18 protein-coding genes are annotated in these 19,451 nt (G+C 58.9%); 9 read left to right on the plus strand and 9 right to left on the minus strand.

From position 1 onward, the window contains the following. Positions 1-2: 2 nt before the first annotated feature. The 4 genes from C2E19_RS06985 to C2E19_RS07000 all read right to left on the minus strand — a co-directional run bounded on the left by C2E19_RS06985 (position 3) and on the right by C2E19_RS07000 (position 3,177). Positions 3-413 (minus strand): SufE family protein, encoded by a 411-nt coding sequence (locus C2E19_RS06985; protein WP_129389765.1) that lies wholly within the window; start codon positions 411-413, stop codon positions 3-5. Continuing rightward, positions 410-1,615, minus strand: coding sequence for an aminotransferase class V-fold PLP-dependent enzyme (locus C2E19_RS06990; protein WP_129389768.1), 1,206 nt, complete (start codon positions 1,613-1,615; stop codon positions 410-412). Before C2E19_RS06990 ends, C2E19_RS06985 begins: the two co-directional genes overlap by 4 nt. Before the next feature lie 131 nt (positions 1,616-1,746). Further along, positions 1,747-2,781, minus strand: coding sequence for a 2,3,4,5-tetrahydropyridine-2,6-dicarboxylate N-succinyltransferase (gene dapD / locus C2E19_RS06995; protein ID WP_129389771.1), 1,035 nt, complete (start codon positions 2,779-2,781; stop codon positions 1,747-1,749). Between the two features lie 33 nt (positions 2,782-2,814). Continuing rightward, positions 2,815-3,177 (minus strand): ArsC family reductase, encoded by a 363-nt coding sequence (locus C2E19_RS07000; protein ID WP_016985102.1) that lies wholly within the window; start codon positions 3,175-3,177, stop codon positions 2,815-2,817. Between the two features lie 293 nt (positions 3,178-3,470). Between C2E19_RS07000 and C2E19_RS07005 the strand changes: the two genes are divergently transcribed. Beyond that, positions 3,471-5,102, plus strand: coding sequence for a Na+/H+ antiporter (locus C2E19_RS07005; RefSeq protein WP_129389777.1), 1,632 nt, complete (start codon positions 3,471-3,473; stop codon positions 5,100-5,102). 31 nt (positions 5,103-5,133) lie between these two features. On the opposite strand, the gene C2E19_RS07010 is transcribed toward C2E19_RS07005, so the two are convergent. The 5 genes from C2E19_RS07010 to map all read right to left on the minus strand — a co-directional run bounded on the left by C2E19_RS07010 (position 5,134) and on the right by map (position 11,595). Further along, complete coding sequence (locus tag C2E19_RS07010; RefSeq protein WP_164979410.1) at positions 5,134-5,844, minus strand: M12 family metallopeptidase; 711 nt, start codon at positions 5,842-5,844, stop codon at positions 5,134-5,136. A gap of 60 nt (positions 5,845-5,904) precedes the next feature. Beyond that, positions 5,905-6,639 (minus strand): hypothetical protein, encoded by a 735-nt coding sequence (locus C2E19_RS07015; protein ID WP_129389783.1) that lies wholly within the window; start codon positions 6,637-6,639, stop codon positions 5,905-5,907. A gap of 189 nt (positions 6,640-6,828) precedes the next feature. Beyond that, positions 6,829-8,025 carry a succinyldiaminopimelate transaminase gene (dapC, locus tag C2E19_RS07020; protein ID WP_129389786.1) on the minus strand — a complete coding sequence of 399 codons (1,197 nt, stop codon included), beginning with the start codon at positions 8,023-8,025 and terminating at the stop codon, positions 6,829-6,831. Between the two features lie 43 nt (positions 8,026-8,068). Further along, positions 8,069-10,771 carry a [protein-PII] uridylyltransferase gene (locus C2E19_RS07025; protein WP_129389789.1) on the minus strand — a complete coding sequence of 901 codons (2,703 nt, stop codon included), beginning with the start codon at positions 10,769-10,771 and terminating at the stop codon, positions 8,069-8,071. A 41-nt stretch (positions 10,772-10,812) separates the two neighbouring features. After that, the gene (gene map, locus C2E19_RS07030) at positions 10,813-11,595 is read right to left on the minus strand and encodes a type I methionyl aminopeptidase (protein ID WP_129389792.1); all 783 of its coding nucleotides are present in this window, start codon (positions 11,593-11,595) and stop codon (positions 10,813-10,815) included. 373 nt (positions 11,596-11,968) lie between these two features. Here map and rpsB point away from each other — a divergent pair, with 373 nt between their 5' ends. The 8 genes from rpsB (at position 11,969) to rseP (ending at position 19,439) form a co-directional block, all read left to right on the plus strand. Continuing rightward, entirely contained in the window at positions 11,969-12,706 is a 738-nt protein-coding gene (gene rpsB / locus C2E19_RS07035) for a 30S ribosomal protein S2 (RefSeq protein ID WP_008052780.1), read from the plus strand. A 192-nt stretch (positions 12,707-12,898) separates the two neighbouring features. Then, the gene (gene tsf / locus C2E19_RS07040; protein ID WP_007908856.1) at positions 12,899-13,762 is read left to right on the plus strand and encodes a translation elongation factor Ts; all 864 of its coding nucleotides are present in this window, start codon (positions 12,899-12,901) and stop codon (positions 13,760-13,762) included. 209 nt (positions 13,763-13,971) lie between these two features. Continuing rightward, a complete protein-coding gene (gene pyrH / locus C2E19_RS07045; protein WP_003222124.1) occupies positions 13,972-14,715 on the plus strand; it encodes a UMP kinase in 744 nt (247 codons plus the stop codon). Then, on the plus strand, positions 14,712-15,269 hold the full coding sequence (frr, locus tag C2E19_RS07050; protein WP_007908855.1) for a ribosome recycling factor: 558 nt from the start codon (positions 14,712-14,714) through the stop codon (positions 15,267-15,269). Before pyrH ends, frr begins: the two co-directional genes overlap by 4 nt. 14 nt (positions 15,270-15,283) lie before the next feature. Continuing rightward, the gene (uppS, locus tag C2E19_RS07055) at positions 15,284-16,039 is read left to right on the plus strand and encodes a polyprenyl diphosphate synthase (protein WP_129389795.1); all 756 of its coding nucleotides are present in this window, start codon (positions 15,284-15,286) and stop codon (positions 16,037-16,039) included. After that, positions 16,039-16,845 carry a phosphatidate cytidylyltransferase gene (locus tag C2E19_RS07060; protein ID WP_129389798.1) on the plus strand — a complete coding sequence of 269 codons (807 nt, stop codon included), beginning with the start codon at positions 16,039-16,041 and terminating at the stop codon, positions 16,843-16,845. Before uppS ends, C2E19_RS07060 begins: the two co-directional genes overlap by 1 nt. Next, positions 16,842-18,032, plus strand: coding sequence for a 1-deoxy-D-xylulose-5-phosphate reductoisomerase (ispC, locus tag C2E19_RS07065; RefSeq protein WP_129389802.1), 1,191 nt, complete (start codon positions 16,842-16,844; stop codon positions 18,030-18,032). The genes C2E19_RS07060 and ispC overlap by 4 nt, the downstream gene beginning before the upstream one ends. Before the next feature lie 54 nt (positions 18,033-18,086). Beyond that, positions 18,087-19,439, plus strand: coding sequence for a sigma E protease regulator RseP (gene rseP, locus C2E19_RS07070; RefSeq protein WP_129389805.1), 1,353 nt, complete (start codon positions 18,087-18,089; stop codon positions 19,437-19,439). Positions 19,440-19,451 lie beyond the last annotated feature (12 nt).

A 19,451-nucleotide genomic window follows, 5' to 3' on the forward strand; every position in this document is an offset into this window, starting at 1 on the left:
TCCTACAGGGTGGAGGCCAACTCATTCATTCGCTGGAGCACGGCATTCAGGCCGTTACTGCGCGATGGCGATAGCTGGCGCGAAAGCCCTAGCTGATTGAACCAGTCCGGCAGATCAATTTGCTTTAAATCGGTGGCCGACAACCCGTTGACCCGCAACAGCAACAACGCCACCAAGCCGCGAATCATCCGCGCATCGCTGCTCGCGCTGAATTGCCAGTGACCCTCGCGCAACGCCCCAACCAGCCACACCTGACTCTCACAGCCATGCACCCGATTGGCGTCGCACTTGTCGGCGTCATTCAGCGCCGGCAGGCGATCGCCAAACTGCATCAACAACCGCGCCCGCTGTTCCCAGCCCGCTGCATTCTGAAACGTCTGCAGCGCCTCGGCTGCCTCGACCGGCAAACTCATCGCAACAACTCCAGCGCCTGATCCAGCGCTTCAAAAAAGCGCTCCAGATCTTCCGAGTCGTTGTACAGCGCCAGCGATACACGAATCGCTCCGGCCAGCTCAAAGCTTTTCAGCAACGGCATCGCGCAATGATGCCCGGCGCGCACGGCAATACCTTGCTCGGTCAGCAAGTGCGCCAGATCGGCGTTGTGCACGCCTTCGACGACAAAACTCGCCAGCGCCAATTGCGGCTTGCCGAGCAGGCGAATGCCGTTGCGAGCGGCGAGGCCACGCAGCAGATAGTCATGCAGCGCCGCTTCGTGGGCCGACACCGCGTCCTGGTCCAGCCCCGCCAGATAATCCAGCGTCGCACCGAGGCCGATCACACTGGCAATCGGCGGCGTGCCCGCCTCGAAACCCAGCGGGGCAGGGCGGAAGCGTGAGTCGTGATAGTTGGCTTCCAGCACCATCTCGCCGCCGAACTGCCAAGGCTTCAGTTGTTCAAGCGCTGCATTGCGCCCGAACAGTACGCCGAGGCCATCGGGGCCATACAGCTTGTGACTGGAAAACACATAGAAGTCGCAACCCAGCGCCTGCACGTCATGTCGACCATGCACCACGCCTTGCGCGCCATCGACCACGGTCAGCGCGTTCTGCGCCTCGGCCATGCCCAGCAGCGCCGGCAATGGCTGCCATGCGCCGAGTACGTTGGACAGCTGACTGACCGCCAGCAAGCGTGTGCGCGGGCCGATCAAGTGCACGGCGGCAGCGAGGTCGATCAGACCGTCGGTATCCAGCGGCAGGATCACCAGCTTCAGGTTGCGACGTTGCGCCAGTTGCTGCCACGGCAGCAGGTTGGCGTGATGCTCCAGGGCGCTGATGACAATTTCATCGCCCGGCTGGAAAAGATGTTCCAGGCCATAAGCCAGGAGGTTCAGCGCACTGGTGGCGCCGTGGGTGAAGATGATCTGCCCGCTGTCACCGGCATTCAGCCACTGCGCGACCTTGAGCCGACTGTCCTCGAACGCCTGCGTGGCATGGGCGCCGGGCAGGTGTTGCGCGCGATGCACATTGGCTGCGCCATTGGCGTAGTAATGCGTCAGTGCGTCGAGCAGGGCTTGCGGTTTTTGCGTGGTGGCGGCGTTGTCCAGATAGGTCTGGTCTTGCCGTTGCAGCGCGGCGATGGCCGGGAAATCGGCACGCCACGGGGAGGGAATCATCATCTGTTCAGCCCTGTGAACTTGGGCGGGATGTACACAAGACACTGTGGGAGCGAGCCTGCTCGCGAAGCTTTTAGCGTCCTCAAAGACGCCTTCGCGAGCAGGCTCGCTCCCACAGGAGGTCGATGTGCTGCTTAGTTGTGAGCGTGCAGCGCTTCGTTCAGTTCGATCGCCGATTTGTGGGTCTTGCATTCCACAGCACCGGTTTCCGAATTGCGACGGAACAGCAGGTCAGTCTGACCGGCCAGCTCGCGCGCCTTCACAACTTTAACCAGGTTGTTGTGCTCGTCCAGCAGCGCGACCTTGGTGCCGGCGGTCACGTACAGGCCCGACTCAACGGTGTTGCGGTCGCCCAACGGAATACCGATACCGGCGTTGGCGCCGATCAGGCAGCCTTCGCCAACTTTGATCACGATGTTGCCGCCGCCCGACAGGGTGCCCATGGTCGAGCAACCGCCGCCCAGATCGGAACCCTTGCCGACGAATACGCCAGCGGAAACGCGGCCTTCGATCATGCCCGGGCCTTCGGTGCCGGCGTTGAAGTTGATGAAACCTTCGTGCATCACGGTGGTGCCTTCACCGACGTAAGCGCCCAGACGCAGACGCGCGGCGTCAGCGATACGCACGCCGGCCGGTACCACGTAGTCAGTCATTTTCGGGAACTTGTCCACCGAGAACACTTCCAGCAGATCGCCGCGCAGACGGGCCTCCAGTTGCATTTCCGCCAGTTCACTCAGGTCGATGGCGCCCTGGCTGGTCCAGGCCACGTTCGGCAGCAGCGGGAAGATCCCGGCCAGGCTCACGCCGTGCGGCTTGACCAGACGGTGCGACAGCAGGTGCAGCTTGAGGTAGGCCTCAGGCGTCGAAGTCAGCTGTGCATCTTCAGCCAGCAGGGTGGCGACCAGCGGCTTGTGGCTCTCGGCCAGGCGGGTCAACAGCTTGCCTTGTACGGCGTCGATGCCTTTCACGGCTTCAGCCAGTTGCGCAGCCTGGGCGGTGGTGAAAGTGATGGCCTGGTTGCCTTCGGTGTAACCGAGGATCGGCGCAACCGCGGCGACCAGTTCGGCCGAAGGGTTGAGCAGTGGCTGTGCGTAGAACACTTCCAGCCATGCGCCTTGACGATTCTGAGTGCCGACACCAAAGGCGATGCTGAACAGGGAATTGGACATGTAAATACACCTCTACAAAGAGTGACGGGCTGCTTACTTCAGAGCGGCCGCGTAGATATCTGGCTTGAAGCCAATCAGGGTTCGGTCACCGAGATCGAGCACCGGGCGCTTGATCATCGAGGGTTGAGCGAGCATCAGTTCGATGGCTTTCGACTGGTCGAGATCGGCTTTACGTTCGTCGTCGAGTTTGCGAAAGGTCGTGCCTGCACGGTTCAACACCGTTTGCCAGCCGTGCTCGTCACACCATTGGGTCAGGTGCTCACGGTCGATGCCGGCGCTTTTGTAATCGTGAAAGTCGTAGCTGACAGCGTGTTCATCGAGCCAGGTGCGCGCCTTTTTCATGGTGTCGCAGGCTTTGATGCCGAAAAGGTGCAACGTTTTACTTGAAACGGTCAAGGAATCGCCCCCTTTACAGGTGCTGAAGAAAAATGGTGACGGATTATGCCATGACCAAACGGTTTCGTCGGCCACGGTTGTCGTAACGCTGCAAAACCTGGGGGAGCGAGCCTGCTCGCGAAGGGGCCGTGTCAGGCAATATCTCTGTTGAATGACACACCGCATTCGCGAGCAGGCTCGCTCCCACAAGGGGACTGCGTTCCAGCAGCTGCGACATAGGTGCAACGGTCAGACGCATGCTAAGCGGCTAATATGGCAGTTCAACGCTGTCGATTGTCTGAGATTTCCGCTTTATGCAAACTGCTTACACCGTCCTGATCCTGCTGATGCTGGTCAGCGTTTCGCGTCTGGTCGGACGGGTCATCCCGCTGCCTCTGCCGCTGGTGCAAATCGCCGCCGGCGCCTTGTTGGCCTGGCCGACCCTCGGTCTGCACGTGGCGCTCGATCCTGAATTGTTCCTCTTTCTGTTCCTGCCGCCGCTGTTGTTTTCCGATGGCTGGCGCATGCCCAAACGTGAATTCTGGCATTTGCGCGGGCCGATCCTGACCCTGGCGGTTGGTCTGGTGCTGTTCACCGTAGTCGGCGCCGGATACTTCATTCACTGGTTGTTGCCGGCGATTCCGTTGCCGGTAGCGTTCGCCCTGGCCGCTGTGCTGTCACCAACCGACGCGGTTGCGGTCTCGGCGATTTCGCAGAACCGCTTGCCGACGCCGCTGATGCACATCTTGCAGGGCGAAGCGTTGATGAACGACGCCTCGGGCCTGGTGACCTTCAAGTTCGCACTGGCTGCGGCGATCACCGGTGTGTTCTCGCTGACCAACGCCAGCCTGACCTTTGTCGTCGTGGCCCTCGGTGGGCTGGCGGTCGGTGTGGCCTTGAGCTGGCTGGTCGGGCGCCTGCGCGCCTGGATGATCGCCCGAGGCTGGGACGATCCCGCCACGCACGTGGTGTTCATGTTGCTGCTGCCATTCGCTGCTTATGTATTGGCTGAACGCCTCGGGGTCTCGGGCATTCTCTCGGCAGTGGCGGCGGGAATGATGCAGAGCTGGCTCGATCTGCTGCCTCGGCAAACCAGCACCCGCTTGCTTAATCGCAGCGTCTGGTCGCTGCTGGAGTTTGCCTTCAACGGGTTGATCTTCCTGCTGCTCGGTCTGCAGTTGCCGGACATCATCAAAGCGGTGGTCAGCCACGAACCGACGTTATGGCCGACCCTGTTCTATCGCTGTATCGACGTGGTGGCGATCTTTCTCGCCTTGGTGCTGCTGCGGTTTATCTGGGTGCAGAGCATCTGGCGCTTGTCGGTGTTGCTGCGGCGTTTGCGTGGCAAGAACGAGTTGACTCAGGTGCCGACGGCGCGCTCCTGCTGGCTGCTGACGGTGGGTGGCGTACGCGGTGCGGTGACGCTGGCGGGTGTGATGTCGGTGCCGATGTTGATGGGTGCGGAGGCGTTTCCCGAGCGTGATCTGCTGATCTTTATCGCCGCCGGGGTGATTCTGCTGTCGTTGATTTCGGCGTGTATCGCTCTGCCTCTGTTGTTGCGCGGCATCGAAAAAAGCCCGGACGACAAACGTCGCCAGGAAGTGCGCGACGCTTGGCGCAAGACCGCCGAGGCAGCGATTCATGCGCTGGAAACCGAGGAGGTCGGCCCGCAGGATGCAGCGCAGGCCGCACTCTCGGCAGAACTCAAGGCGCGGATCATGTCCGAGTACCGCCATCAGCTCGATGTCTTCAACGACTCGGCCGAAGCCCAGGCGCTGGCGTTCCAGATGGACCTGCTGGAGCGTCGTTTGCGCCTCAAGGCACTGCGCGCACAACGTCTGGAACTCTACAGCCTCAGCCGTCATCACCAGATCGGTGATGACGTATTGCGCGAGGTATTAGGTGAGCTTGATTTGAGTGAGGCCAACCTGGGGGCGTTGAAGTAGTCCCGCATGGGTGTTGAGCGGATTGCTGGTTTTATCGGGGATAAACGGTTCGCGCCATGTGTATATCCAATCTACTCAGTTCGGAGTTTTCGGTGACCTCAAATACTCCGTCGGTGAAGGTTTTTTCTATTGGATAATGCATGATCGACTTTTGATCATAAGCGGTCACAGACATCTTTTGATTGATCTTGGTGAAGAAGTTTTCGTCAATGGCGGCTCTGCTCATGCCGAGTCGAGTGAAGTGGTCGTAAATCTTTTGCTTGTTCCATGGGATGTTGGCGTACGGGTGCAAATGCTCGTGTTCGAAGCCCAAGGCGTGGCCGAACTCGTGCAGTAATATCGTTCTGAATCTGCTGCTGCCTAGCTTTTCGGCAATGTACATCGTTGGATTCTGCACATCGACGGTGAGTGCGTCAGTGCCAACGGCAGAGCTGTTGTCACTGGTTTTGGTCTTGATGCGAATGTCGCCATCGCGTTCGCTCGTGAACACGATATCCAGGTTGATATGGTTGCCCCATTCCCGAATGACTTCCCGATACGGCGTTTGCTCTTCTTTTGTCAGGTTATCGAGAAACGTGACGCTAAGCGTCCTGAACGCTTTCCATACTTTTCCATTAAGGGCCACGCCCAGTAAGGAAATGCCCTGCCTGCTGACGTTGGCAGGATTCTCGGCAAGCGCGGCTTGATAGGAAAGACTTTGGCTTTTCGGCGGCAGCGTCGTGCAGATTTTGCAGTCTGGCATTCTTGAAATCCTTTTTAAGTGATGCATGAAGTAAGTGGTTTGATGAAACCTGACGTCCTGTCAGGCATCGGGGTGTGGATAAGCTGCGGACATGAAAGCCTTGTCTTTGTCGCTGAGCTGCAGATTCAGGTGAATCTGGAAGTCACCCTGAGTCCAGCTCTGGCGGATGGCGTAGTGCATGATGGACTTTGGGTCGTAAGCCGAGTTGTCGACTTCACTGGCATCGAGAAGATTGAAATAACGCTCGTCGATACTGCTGCGGGCCAGATCATCTTCTGCGCCAAAGTGCTCGTAGACGGCTTCCTTGTCCCAGGGAATGGTCATGTGTGGATGCAGATGTTCATGTTCGGCACCCAGTACATGACCGAACTCATGTATGGCATTGGCCATGAAGAACTTGAGCGACAAGTTGTGATCAGGCGAAAGATTCATAGTGGCTTCGCTTTGATCATCAATGGTTAATGCGTCAGTACCGATCAGCGACCAGTAGGCTCCGCCGTCATCGGATATACGAATCTCGGCATCGCCGTCATCGACAAAGTCGAAGTTGAGATTGATCAAAGCAGTCCATGTCTCTGCGGCCGCGCGAACGGCTTGCTTGTAAGCTGCGTCACCGGCCAGCACGCGAATGCGCAGGGTTCGGCCGGGTGTCCAGAGTTTGCGATGCTTGATCACGGCTCTTTTCTGCCGACCGCTGGACGCACCGCGATTGGCCGGATTCTCCTCAATGGCCGCTTGGTAAGACGCGTTAATGTCTTTAGGCGCTTTAACAAAACAATCTTTAATATCATCCATGAATAACTTTCCGTAATTGACGCTTTGTTGTTCGGGGGGCTGGAATTTGTTTTTGAAATAACCGGGTTCGGCCTGACGGACAGAGTAAGTGTCGGGGCTGAAGATAGGAAGAAGATGCGGGGAGTTGATATGTTGCGTGGTGTTTGTTCCCGCACGACATTGCATCGTGCGGGAATATATAAACGTTAGTTAGCGGCGCTTGATGAAGTCGCGGATACGTTCGGCAGCCTCGACACATTCTGCCAGCGGCGCAACCAGTGCCATCCGCACGCGACCGGCACCCGGGTTGACTCCGTCGACATCGCGGGACAGGTAAGAACCCGGGACTACGGTCACGTGTTCCTGTTCGAACAGATCGCGGCAGAACGCAGCATCGTCACCCTGCACATTCGGCCACAGGTAGAAACTGCCATCCGGGCGCTGGACATCCATCACCGGGCTAAGGATTGCCAGTACCGCGTCGAACTTCTCGCGGTACAGCGCACGGTTGGCACGGACGTGGACTTCGTCGTTCCAGGCGGCAACGGAGGCCAGTTGGGTTTGGACCGGCATCGCGCAGCCGTGGTAGGTGCGATACAGCAGGAAACCCTTGAGGATATCGGCGTCGCCGGCGACGAAACCGGAACGCAGGCCCGGCAGGTTGGAGCGCTTGGACAGGCTGTGGAACACCACGCAGCGCTTGAAATCCTTGCGACCCAATTCAACGCAGGCCGTCAGCAGGCCCGGCGGCGGGGTCTGTTCTTCGAAGTACAGCTCGCTGTAGCACTCGTCGGCGGCGATCACGAAGTCGTATTCGTCAGCCAGGGCGATGAGTTTTTTCAGCACATCGACCGGGATCAGCGCGCCGGTCGGGTTGCCCGGCGAGCACAGGAAGAGGATCTGGCAGCGCTTCCAGATGTCGGGAGAAACGGCATCGAAATCCGGGTTGAAGCCGTTCTCGTCGAGGCACGGCAGATAGTGCGGCTTGGCCCCGGCGAGGAACGCGGCGCCTTCGTAGATCTGATAGAACGGGTTCGGGCTGACGACCAGCGCATCATCGCCACGGTTGACCACGGTCTGGGTGAAGGCGAACAACGCTTCGCGGGTGCCGTTGACCGGCAGCACATTGCGCGCCGGATCGATCCAGCCGCTCGGCACGCCAAATCGCCGCTCGCACCAGCCAGCGATGGCTTCGCGCAGGGCCGGGATGCCCAACGTGGTCGGATAAACCGCCATCTGATCCAGATTGTTCGCCAGCGCTTCGGCGACAAAGCTTGGCGAGCGATGTTTCGGCTCGCCGATCGACAGGGCGATCGGGCGTTTTTCCGGGTTCGGCGTCACGCTGCCGAGCAGGGCGCGGAGCTTTTCGAACGGGTACGGCTGGAGCTGGTTCAGAGCGTTGTTCATTGGGGCTGGGTCTCTCGCAAAGCCATTTGAATCCGGGGCGCCATCAAATACTGATGCGCGACAGTTTGATATCGGGTTCCTGATTGACGCTCAGTTGCTCAACGATTGCATCCTGCAAGCGGCTGCACAGCAGCGGGTCGGACAGCGGCTGGTTGTGCGCGTCGGTAATGAAGAACACGTCTTCCACGCGCTCGCCCAAGGTCGCAATCTTGGCGTTCTGCAGCGACAGGTCGAATTCGAGAAAAATCCCGCCAATCCGTGCCAACAGGCCCGGCCGGTCCGGCGCGGTCAGCTCCAGCACGGTCACCGGACGCTGCGCGTCGTTGTGGATGGTCACCTGCGGCGCAAACGCAAAATGCTTGAGCTGGCGTGGCACCCGGCGCTGGATGATCGTCGGGTAGTCGTCCGGGTTACGCAGCGCTTCGGTCAAGCCGTCGCGGATCTGTTTGACCCGCGCCGGGTTGTCGCCGATGGATTCGCCTTCGTTGTCGAGCACGATGTAGGTGTCGAGGGTGAACTGGCTGCTCGAGGTGATGACCCGGGCGTCATGAATGTTCAGGTTGAGCTGATCCATCGCCGCCACGGTCACGGCGAAGAAGTCATGCTGGTCCGGTGCATAAATGAAGATCTGCGTGCCGCCCTCGAATTCGCGTTGGGTGGTTTCCTTGATCAATACCAGCGGCCCGCCATCGACCGGCTGCTGGAGGATCGCGTCGCTGTGCCAGGCCACGTCGCCCGCGGTGTGCCGCAGAAAATAGTCATCGCCCAACTGCGCCCACAACTGCTCGACGTCGTCCGGGTCGGTACCGCCGCGCACCAGAATATCCAGTGCCGCGCTCTGGGTCTGACGGATCTGCTCTTCGCGATCCACCGGGTTTTCCAGGCCACGGCGCAAGGCGCGTTTGGTTTCGGTGTAGAGCTGGCGCAGCAGGCTGGCGCGCCATGAGTTCCACAGCGTCGGGTTGGTCGCGTTGATGTCGGCCACGGTCAGCACGTAGAGGTAGTCGAGACGGGTTTCATCGCCGACCGCCAGGGCGAAATCGTGAATCACTTGCGGATCGGACAAGTCCTTGCGCTGTGCAGTGGTCGACATCACCAGGTGGTTCTGTACCAGCCAGACGATCAGGCGGCTGTCCCACACCGGCAGTTGATGGCGCTGGCAGAACGCCTCGGCATCGACCGCGCCAATCTCCGAGTGATCGCCGTGCCGACCCTTGCCGATGTCGTGGTACAGACCGGCCATGTAGATCAGTTCAGGCTTGGGCAGCTTGGCCATGAGCTTGGCGGCCAGCGGAAATTTTTCCGAGACCTGGGTGTACTGCAATTTGCGCAGGTGCTTGATCAGGTTCAGCGTGTGCGCATCGACCGTATAGATGTGGAACAGGTCGTGCTGCATTTGCCCGACGATAAAGCCGAACTCCGGCAGATAACGCCCGAGAATCCCGTAACGGTTCATCCGGCGCAGGTTGCGGTGGATGCCGATCTTGCACTTGAACAGCTCGATGAACAGGCTGGTGTTGCGAATATCGTTACGGAAGTTGTCGTCGATCAGGTGACGATGCTCGCGCAGCAGACGAATCGTGTCGGCGCGCACGCCTTTGATATCTGGCTGCTGGGCCATCAGCACGAAGATTTCCAGCATGGCAAATGGCGTGCGACGGAACACATTGTCGTTGCGCGCTTCGATGTAGCCGTCGTGCAGCTGGAAGCGCGAGTTGATCGGTTGCGGCGGCGCTTCGTCTTCCGGTGCGAGGATGACTTCCTCGAAGTGCTGGATAATCAGGTCGCTGAGCTGGGCAATGCTCATCACCACGCGGAAATACTGCTGCATGAAGTTTTCGACCGCCTGTTTGGCGTCGTCACCTTCAAAACCGAGCAGGCCGGCGATGGCGCGTTGATGATCGAACAGCAGGCGATCTTCTGAGCGCCCGGCAAGCATGTGCAGGGCATAACGCACTTTCCAGAGGAATTCCTGGGAGGAGGCGAGCAGGGCGTTTTCGCTCTCGACCAAAAAGCCTTCGCCGGCGAGGGCGCGCAGATTCAGCGTGCCGTACTGACGTCGGGCCACCCAGAGGATCGTCTGAATATCCCGCAGTCCGCCTGGCGAGCCTTTGACGTTGGGTTCCAGGTTGTATTCGGTGTCGTTGTACTTGTGATGGCGGGCCTTCTGTTCGGCGCGCTTGGCCAGGAAAAACTCCTTGGCCGGCCACATGTGTGCGGTGCTGGTGACATCGAGCATGCGCTGGCGCAGACGCTCGGGGCCGCAAATGGTGCGGCTTTCCATCAGGTTGGTGACCACCGTCAGGTCGGCGCGGGCTTCTTCGGCGCATTCGTCGACCGAGCGCACGCTCTGGCCGACTTCCAGGCCGATGTCCCACAGCAGCGTCAGAAAGCGCTCGATCGAGTCGCGAAAAATTTCGTGATCGGCGCTGTCCAGCAGGATCAGCAGGTCGATGTCGGAATAGGGGTGCAGCTCACCGCGACCATAACCGCCGACCGCGACCAGCGCGATGTCGGCGTCTTCGCTCCAGTTGAACTGGTCCCAGGCCTTTTGCAGGATATTGTCGACGAACCAGGCACGGTCTTCGATCAGCCGACGGATGTCGCGGCCATTGCGAAAACGCGCGTCGAGCACTTCGCGAGCCTGGCGGATCGCCTTCTTGAACGCCGCGATAGGACTCGCTTTCAGGGCCAGTTCAGCCTGGAACTGGCCGCGGTCGAAGAGTTCGGGATCCACCTGCGGCATCGATTGGCTTTCCTTCTATAAGGCTGGGAGCGTTGTGTGGATCAGGCCGAGATGCGCGCGATGGTGTCGTCGGCGCGCAGGGTGAAGATCTCGTAGCCGGTATCGGTCACCAGCAGGGTGTGTTCCCACTGTGCCGAGAGCTTGCGGTCCTTGGTGATCGCGGTCCAGCCGTCGCCCAATACTTTGGTGTCGGCCTTGCCCTGGTTGATCATCGGCTCGATGGTGAAGGTCATGCCGGCCTTCAGTTCCATGCCGGTGCCAGCGCGGCCGTAGTGCAAAATCTGCGGCTCTTCGTGGAAAACCTTGCCGATGCCGTGACCGCAGAACTCGCGGACCACCGAGAAACCGTTCTTTTCCGCGTGCTTCTGGATCACTTCGCCGATGTCGCCAAGGCGGCAGCCGGGTTTGACGATCTCGATCGCCTTGTACATGCATTCCTGAGTGATCTGCGACAGGCGCTCGGCCCACACCGGTACTTCGCCGACGTGGAACATGCGGCTGGTGTCGCCGTGGTAACCGTCTTTGATCACGGTAACGTCGATGTTCAGGGTGTCGCCGTTTTTCAGCGGCTTGTCGTTCGGGATGCCGTGGCAGACCACATGGTTGATCGAAGTGCAGATCGACTTCGGGTAGCCCTTGTAGTTGAGCGGGGCAGGGATGGCTTGCTGCACGTTGACGATGTAGTCGTGGCAGATCTGGTTCAGCTCATCGGTGGTGATGCCCGGTTTGACGTGTTCGGCAATCATTTCCAGCACATCGGCGGCCAGTTTGCCGGCGACACGCATGCCAGCGATGTCCTCGGGGGTTTTGAGGTTGACGGTCATACAGGCTCTCTCTGCGCTCGGCGGCGCTTGCTGATACGAATAGGGTGGCAGGTGTGCGTTTTGCGACCCTGAAAAACGCGATTCTAACAGACGCACGGCGCAATTCAGTGCCTGCGTGCATCGCTTCTCTCTATACAATGGTGCGTTCGGGGCCGATTCCAAGGGGGCTGCGCCCATGTCCTTGGTGCGAATACAGATTTCGGGTTCCGTTTCTGCGCACCCTGTGGTATAAAATGCGCCGCTTTCCGGGGATACCCCGAAAGGCTTAAATCCACACACGTGTCGACACGATGACCTGGGTGCTTTTGGCTTTATGCCACTGGTTGGTCATTGGGATACGTGGAGGCCAAACCCGACTTATTAAGGAACTATCATGTCCCAAGTCAATATGCGCGATATGCTGAAGGCCGGTGTGCACTTCGGTCACCAAACCCGTTACTGGAATCCGAAAATGGGTAAGTACATTTTCGGCGCGCGTAACAAGATTCACATCATCAACCTTGAAAAAACCCTGCCAATGTTCAACGAAGCTCTGACTTTCGTAGAGCGTCTGGCCCAGGGCAAAAACAAGATTCTGTTCGTCGGCACCAAGCGTTCCGCTGGCAAGATCGTTGCTGAAGAAGCAGCACGTTGCGGTTCGCCGTACGTCGATCACCGCTGGTTGGGCGGCATGCTGACCAACTTCAAAACCATTCGTGCTTCCATCAAGCGTCTGCGTGACCTTGAAGTTCAAGCCGAAGACGGTACTTTCGCCAAGCTGACCAAGAAAGAAGCGCTGATGCGCACTCGTGATCTTGAGAAGCTGGATCGTTCGCTGGGCGGCATCAAGGATATGGGCGGTCTGCCAGACGCACTGTTCGTGATCGACGTTGACCACGAGCGCATCGCGATCACCGAAGCCAACAAGCTGGGCATCCCGGTAATCGGCGTTGTCGATACCAACAGCAGCCCGGAAGGCGTTGACTACATCATCCCAGGCAACGATGACGCAATCCGCGCTATCCAGCTGTACATGGGTTCGATGGCTGACGCAGTTATCCGTGGTCGCAACAATGTTGCCGGCGGCACTGTAGAATTCGCAGCTGAAGAAACTCAGGCTGCAGCTGAGTAATTAACGCCCTGGCGTTGACTCAGTAAGCAAAAAGGGGGCTTGGCCCCCTTTTTGCCACCTCGAAAACCATTTGTCGGCGGCGCAGCTACAGCTTCTGTAACGTGCAGCAGCTACAAGGTGGGGTTCGGGACGAATTGAACGCCCGTTCGATCGGGTGGAATGGTTGAAAACCTATCCAAGAGGAATTTGAAAATGGCAGCAATTACTGCAGCGTTGGTTAAAGAACTGCGCGAGCGTACCGGCGAAGGCATGATGGATTGCAAGAAAGCCCTGGAAAAGGCTGACGGCGACATCGAAAAAGCCATTGATGACATGCGTGCTTCGGGCGCAATCAAGGCTGCCAAAAAAGCTGGCAACGTTGCCGCTGAAGGCGCCATCGCTCTGAAAGAAGACGGCAAATCTGCTGTTCTGCTGGAAGTGAACTCGCAGACCGACTTCCTGGCTCTGCAGGACGACTTCAAGGCATTCGTTGCTGAAAGCATCGAAAAAGCCTTCGCTGACAAGCTGACTGATGTTGCTCCACTGATCGAAGCTCAAGAAGCTGCTCGCCTGGTACTGGTCGGCAAGGTTGGCGAAAACGTCAACATCCGTCGTCTGGTTCGCGTAGAAGGCGACGTTGTTGGTGGCTACCTGCACGGCAACAAGATCGGTGTTGCAGTTGTTCTGAAAGGCGGCAACGTTGAACTGGCCAAAGACATCGCTATGCACGTAGCGGCCAGCAACCCTGAGTTCCTGCTGCCATCGGAAGTTTCGGCTGAAGCTATCGAGCGCGAAAAAGCTGTGTTCCTGCAGCTGAACGAAGAAAAAATCAAAGGCAAGCCAGAAAACATTGTTGAAAATATGGTCAAAGGCCGTATCAGCAAGTTCCTGGCTGAAGCAAGCCTGGTTGAGCAGGCGTTCGTCAAGAACCCTGAAATCAAGGTTGGCGAACTGGCCAAGAAAGCCGGTGCTGAAATCGTTTCCTTCACCTACTTCAAAGTAGGCGAAGGCATCGAGAAGCCGGTCGACAACTTCGCTGAAGAAGTTGCTGCCCAGCTGGCTGCCGCCAAGCAATAAGACGGTTTTTCAACTGTCGCCCGAAAGAGGCTGCCCGCTTACGCGCGCAGCCTCTTTTCAGATGGGGTTGCCAATTTTTTATTGGTTTCCACTTGGAACTGACTTACAAAGCCATGTTCCGATGGCGCTGAAGCAGCGCCAAGCTAGAGTGAACGCCAGCTGTAAACAGCTCGCAAAGAATTTTAAATACGCCGCAGGAGAGATTCGCAATGGCTCAGCAGGGCAGTGGTTATCAGGCTCGCTATAAACGCATTCTACTCAAGCTTAGCGGCGAGGCCCTGATGGGCTCGGAAGAGTTCGGGATTGATCCAAAGGTATTGGATCGCATGGCGCTGGAAGTCGGCCAACTGGTCGGCATCGGCGTTCAGGTCGGTCTGGTGATCGGCGGCGGCAACCTGTTCCGTGGCGAAGCCTTGAGCAAAGCCGGTATGGATCGGGTTACGGGCGACCACATGGGCATGCTGGCCACTGTGATGAACGCCCTGGCCATGCGCGACGCGCTGGAACGTGCCAATATCTCGGCCATCGTCATGTCGGCGATTTCCATGGTCGGCGTGACCGATCACTACGATCGCCGCAAAGCCATGCGCCACCTGAACTCCAAGGACGTGGTGATTTTCGCGGCCGGTACCGGTAATCCGTTCTTCACCACGGATTCGGCAGCCTGCCTGCGTGCAATCGAAATCGATGCCGATGTCGTGCTCAAAGCGACCAAGGTCGATGGCGTCTACACCGCTGACCCGTTCAAAGATCCGCATGCCGAGAAGTTCGATCATCTGACTTATGATGAAGTACTGGATCGCAAGCTGGGTGTAATGGACCTGACAGCTATCTGCCTGTGCCGCGACCACAAGATGCCGCTGCGCGTATTCAACATGAACAAGCCTGGTGCCCTGCTGAACATCGTCCATGGCGGCGCTGAAGGCACCCTGATCGAGGAAGGTCAACAATGATCAACGAAATCAAAAAAGACGCTCAAGAGCGCATGCAAAAATCCCTGGACTCTCTGGCCCATGCATTCGGCCAGATTCGTACCGGCAAGGCTCACCCAAGCATCCTGGGCAGCGTGATGGTGCCGTACTACGGCGCAGACACCTCCATCACCCAAGTGGCCAACATCACTGTAAAAGACTCGCGCACCCTGCAAGTCGTGGCTTTCGAGCGCAACATGCTCGCGGCGGTCGACAAGGCAATCCAGAGCGCTGGCCTGAACCTCAATCCGACCAACCTGGGCGAATTGCTGCTGATCTCCATGCCTGCCCTGACTGAGGAAACCCGCAAGGGCTTCACCAAGCAGGCGCGCAGTGCTGCTGAAGACGCTCGTGTTGCCGTGCGCAATATTCGTCGTGATGCCCTGGGCGAGCTGAAGAAGCTGGTTAAGGACAAAGAAATCAGCGAAGACGAAGAGCGTCGTGCTGCTGCCGATATCCAGAAACTGACCGACAAGGCAGAGGCTGATATCGACACGGCTACCAAGCAAAAAGAAGCGGATCTGATGGCCGTTTAAGGGTCGAGTTTTTAATGGACAAGACCAAGCAGACTGCGCCGTCCGCGGTGCCGCGCCATGTCGCGATCATCATGGATGGTAACAATCGCTGGGCTAAAAAACGCTTTATGCCAGGTGTCGCCGGGCATAAAGCGGGCGTGGATGCCGTGCGTGCGGTAATTGAGGTCTGCGCTGAGGCCAAGGTCGAAGTGCTGACCCTGTTCGCCTTTTCCAGTGAAAACTGGCAGCGCCCGGCCGATGAGGTCAGCGCCTTGATGGATCTGTTCTTCAAGGCGTTGCGTCGTGAGGCCAAGCGCCTCAACGACAACAACATCAGCCTGCGCATCATCGGTGATCGCTCGCGCTTCCATCCTGAGCTTCAGGCAGCGATGCGCGAAGCTGAAGCGATGACCGTCGGTGCCAATCGCTTTGTCCTGCAGATCGCTGCCAATTACGGCGGTCAGTGGGATATTGCCCAGGCTGCGCAGCGCCTGGCGCGCGAAGTTCAGGCCGGGCATCTGCGTCCGGAGGACATCACGCCGGACCTGTTGCAAACCTGTCTGGCGACCGGTGACCTGCCGCTGCCTGACCTGTGCATTCGCACGGGCGGCGAGCATCGCATCAGCAACTTCCTGCTGTGGCAACTGGCTTACGCCGAGTTGTACTTCTCCGACCTGTTCTGGCCGGACTTCAAACACGATGCCATGCGCAATGCGCTGGCCGATTACGCTTCGCGTCAACGTCGCTTCGGTAAAACGAGCGAGCAGATCGAAGCTGGAGCCCGGGTTTAATGCTTAAACAACGAATCATTACTGCACTGATCCTGCTGCCGATCGCCTTGTGCGGGTTTTTCCTGCTCGAAGGCTCGGGCTTTGCGCTGTTCATCGGTCTGGTCGTGAGTCTGGGTGCCTGGGAATGGGCACGCCTGGCAGGTTTTACCGCGCAAACCTTCCGTGTCGGCTTTGCCGCCGTGGTCGCCCTCATGCTGTTCGTCATGTACATCCTGCCCGGCCTTGCGCCATGGGTGTTGGGTGCGTCCGTGTTGTGGTGGGCGGTGGCGACCTGGCTGGTGCTGACCTATCCGCGCTCGAGTGAGCACTGGTCCAGTGCCGCGACCAAACTGGTCATTGGTCTGTTGATTCTGCTGCCGGCCTGGCAAGGTCTGGTGCAGATCAAGCAGTACCCGCTGGGTAACTGGCTGATCATGGCGGTGATGGTGCTGGTCTGGGGCGCGGACATCGGTGCGTACTTTTCCGGCCGGGCCTTCGGCAAGCGCAAGCTGGCGCCACACGTCAGTCCCGGTAAAAGCTGGGAAGGTGTCTATGGTGGCCTCGCTCTGAGTCTGGTGATTACCGCGATTGTCGGCCTGGTGCGCGACTGGACGGTGGCCGAGTTGCTCAAGGGGCTGATCGGCGCTGCACTGATCGTGTTCATTTCGGTGGTGGGCGACCTCACTGAAAGCATGTTCAAGCGTCAGTCCGGCATCAAGGACAGCAGTAACCTGCTGCCCGGCCATGGCGGCGTGCTCGATCGTATCGACAGCCTGACGGCGGCCATTCCGGTATTCGCAGTATTGCTGTGGATGGCTGCACCTTGAGCCGCCCACAGCAGATCACTGTTCTGGGGGCAACCGGCTCGATCGGCTTGAGCACCCTTGATGTCATCGCGCGTCACCCTGAGCGTTATCAGGTTTTTGCGCTGAGCGGGTTCACGCGACTGAGTGAGTTGTTCGCCTTGTGCCTGCGTCATGTGCCGCAGTACGCGGTGGTCCCGCAAGCAGAAGCGGCGCGCAGCCTGCAGGATGACTTGCGGGCGGCCGGGTTGCCGACCCGCGTGCTGGTCGGGGAAGAGGGCTTGTGTCAGGTCGCGGCGGCCCCTGAGGTCGATGCGGTCATGGCGGCCATCGTCGGTGCCGCTGGTTTGCGTCCAACGCTGGCAGCGGTCGAGGCGGGCAAGAAGATTCTTCTCGCCAACAAGGAAGCGCTGGTGATGTCTGGCGCCTTGTTCATGCAGGCCGTGCGTAAAAGCGGTTCGGTGCTGCTGCCGATCGATAGCGAGCACAACGCGATTTTCCAGTGCATGCCGCAGGATTTTGCGCGCGGATTGAGTTCGGTAGGTGTGCGGCGGATTTTGCTGACAGCTTCCGGCGGCCCTTTCCGGCAGACGCCGATGGCCGAGCTGGAACATGTTTCACCTGATCAGGCCTGCGCGCATCCGAACTGGTCCATGGGGCGCAAGATCTCCGTGGATTCGGCGAGCATGATGAACAAAGGGCTTGAGCTGATCGAGGCCTGCTGGTTGTTCGATGCCAAGCCTGCGCAGGTCGAAGTGGTGATTCACCCGCAGAGCGTGATTCATTCGCTGGTCGATTACGTGGACGGTTCGGTGTTGGCGCAATTGGGTAACCCCGATATGCGCACACCGATTGCCAATGCTCTGGCGTGGCCGGAGCGCATCGACTCCGGTGTTGCGCCGCTGGATCTGTTTGCGATTGCCCGGCTGGATTTCGAAGCGCCGGATGAAGAGCGCTTTCCGTGTCTGCGTCTGGCTCGTCAAGCTGCTGAAGCAGGCGACAGCGCACCGGCCATGTTGAATGCGGCCAACGAAGTCGCTGTGGCAGCGTTTCTCGACGGACGGGTTCGTTACCCGGAAATCGCGAGTATCATCGAGGAAGTCTTGAATCTCGAGCCGGTGGTTGCACTGGATGATCTCGATGCGGTGTTCACGGCGGACGCGAAAGCGCGAGTGCTGGCTGAACAGTGGTTGAGTCGTCACGGCCGATAAGTTTTGCAACACAATGGCTACACGCGGTACTGAACAGGATTGCGGAGAAAGTAGATGAGCGCGCTCTATATGATTGCCGGCACCCTGATCGCCTTGGGAGTGCTGGTCACTTTTCACGAATTCGGCCACTTCTGGGTCGCGCGTCGCTGTGGCGTCAAGGTTCTGCGTTTTTCCGTAGGCTTCGGCATGCCGCTGCTACGCTGGCGCGACAAGCAAGGCACCGAGTTCGTCGTTGCCGCGATCCCGTTGGGCGGCTACGTCAAGATGCTCGATGAGCGCGAAGGCGAAGTGCCGGTCGATCAGCTGGATCAGTCGTTCAATCGCAAGTCGGTACGTCAGCGTATCGCCATTGTTGCCGCAGGTCCCATCGCCAACTTTCTGTTGGCCCTGGTGTTCTTCTGGGTGCTGGCCATGCTCGGCAGCGAGCAGATCCGCCCGGTCATCGGAGCAGTCGAGTCCGGCAGCATCGCCGCCAAGGCCGGTCTGACTTCCGGCCAGGAAATCGTCGCCATCGATGGTGAGCCGACTACCGGTTGGGCCGCCGTGAATTTGCAGCTGGTGCGCCGGCTGGGCGAGAGCGGCTCGCTGCAACTGGTCGTGCGTGAACAAGGTTCCACCGCAGATTCGCCGCGCGAGCTGGCGCTGGATCACTGGCTCAAAGGTGCCGATGAGCCGGATCCGATTCGCTCGCTGGGGATTCGGCCGTGGCGTCCGGCCCTGCCGCCGGTACTTGCCGAACTTGATCCGAAAGGCCCGGCGCAAGCGGCCGGTCTGAAAACCGGTGATCGCCTGCTCGCCCTTGATGGTCAGGCGCTGAATGACTGGCAGCAGGTGGTCGATACCGTTCGTACGCGTCCTGATACCAAAATCATGCTGCGCATCGAGCGCGACGGTGCTCAAATCGACGTCCCGGTAACCCTGGCGGCGCGCGGTGAAAGCAAGTCGCCAAGCGGATATCTGGGCGCCGGTGTAAAAGCTGTCGACTGGCCACCGGAGATGATCCGCGAGGTCAGTTACGGGCCTTTGGCCGCGATTGGCGAGGGTGCCCGTCGCACTTGGACCATGAGCATCCTGACGCTGGATTCACTGAAGAAAATGCTCTTCGGCGAGCTCTCGGTAAAAAACTTGAGTGGACCGATAACCATTGCTAAAGTGGCGGGCGCTTCTGCCCAGTCGGGCGTCGCTGATTTCCTGAATTTCCTTGCTTATCTGAGTATTAGCCTGGGCGTTCTGAATTTGCTGCCCATTCCTGTACTGGATGGGGGGCATTTGTTGTTTTATCTGATCGAGTGGGCGCGTGGTCGTCCCTTGTCGGATCGGGTGCAAGGTTGGGGGATACAGATCGGTATCAGTTTGGTGGTCGGGGTGATGTTGCTTGCTCTGGTCAACGATCTGGGTCGACTGTAACGCTTCGCTGAA

The organism is Pseudomonas sp. DTU12.3 (assembly GCF_004124275.1).
Classification (GTDB): Bacteria; Pseudomonadota; Gammaproteobacteria; order Pseudomonadales; family Pseudomonadaceae; genus Aquipseudomonas; species Aquipseudomonas helmanticensis.

Bases quoted from the DNA above. Each gene is read 5' to 3' on its own strand.
- dapC (WP_129389786.1), bottom strand. From the start codon at position 8,025: ATGAACAACGCTCTGAACCAGCTCCAGCCGTACCCGTTCGAAAAGCTC.
- C2E19_RS07060 (WP_129389798.1), top strand. From the start codon at position 16,039: ATGCTTAAACAACGAATCATTACTGCACTGATCCTGCTGCCGATCGCC.
- C2E19_RS07005 (WP_129389777.1), top strand. From the start codon at position 3,471: ATGCAAACTGCTTACACCGTCCTGATCCTGCTGATGCTGGTCAGCGTT.
- dapD (WP_129389771.1), bottom strand. From the start codon at position 2,781: ATGTCCAATTCCCTGTTCAGCATCGCCTTTGGTGTCGGCACTCAGAAT.
- pyrH (WP_003222124.1), top strand. From the start codon at position 13,972: ATGGCTCAGCAGGGCAGTGGTTATCAGGCTCGCTATAAACGCATTCTA.
- C2E19_RS06985 (WP_129389765.1), bottom strand. From the start codon at position 413: ATGAGTTTGCCGGTCGAGGCAGCCGAGGCGCTGCAGACGTTTCAGAAT.
- C2E19_RS07010 (WP_164979410.1), bottom strand. From the start codon at position 5,844: ATGCCAGACTGCAAAATCTGCACGACGCTGCCGCCGAAAAGCCAAAGT.
- tsf (WP_007908856.1), top strand. From the start codon at position 12,899: ATGGCAGCAATTACTGCAGCGTTGGTTAAAGAACTGCGCGAGCGTACC.
- C2E19_RS07025 (WP_129389789.1), bottom strand. From the start codon at position 10,771: ATGCCGCAGGTGGATCCCGAACTCTTCGACCGCGGCCAGTTCCAGGCT.
- rpsB (WP_008052780.1), top strand. From the start codon at position 11,969: ATGTCCCAAGTCAATATGCGCGATATGCTGAAGGCCGGTGTGCACTTC.
- map (WP_129389792.1), bottom strand. From the start codon at position 11,595: ATGACCGTCAACCTCAAAACCCCCGAGGACATCGCTGGCATGCGTGTC.
- C2E19_RS07015 (WP_129389783.1), bottom strand. From the start codon at position 6,639: ATGGATGATATTAAAGATTGTTTTGTTAAAGCGCCTAAAGACATTAAC.
- frr (WP_007908855.1), top strand. From the start codon at position 14,712: ATGATCAACGAAATCAAAAAAGACGCTCAAGAGCGCATGCAAAAATCC.
- uppS (WP_129389795.1), top strand. From the start codon at position 15,284: ATGGACAAGACCAAGCAGACTGCGCCGTCCGCGGTGCCGCGCCATGTC.
- C2E19_RS06990 (WP_129389768.1), bottom strand. From the start codon at position 1,615: ATGATGATTCCCTCCCCGTGGCGTGCCGATTTCCCGGCCATCGCCGCG.
- rseP (WP_129389805.1), top strand. From the start codon at position 18,087: ATGAGCGCGCTCTATATGATTGCCGGCACCCTGATCGCCTTGGGAGTG.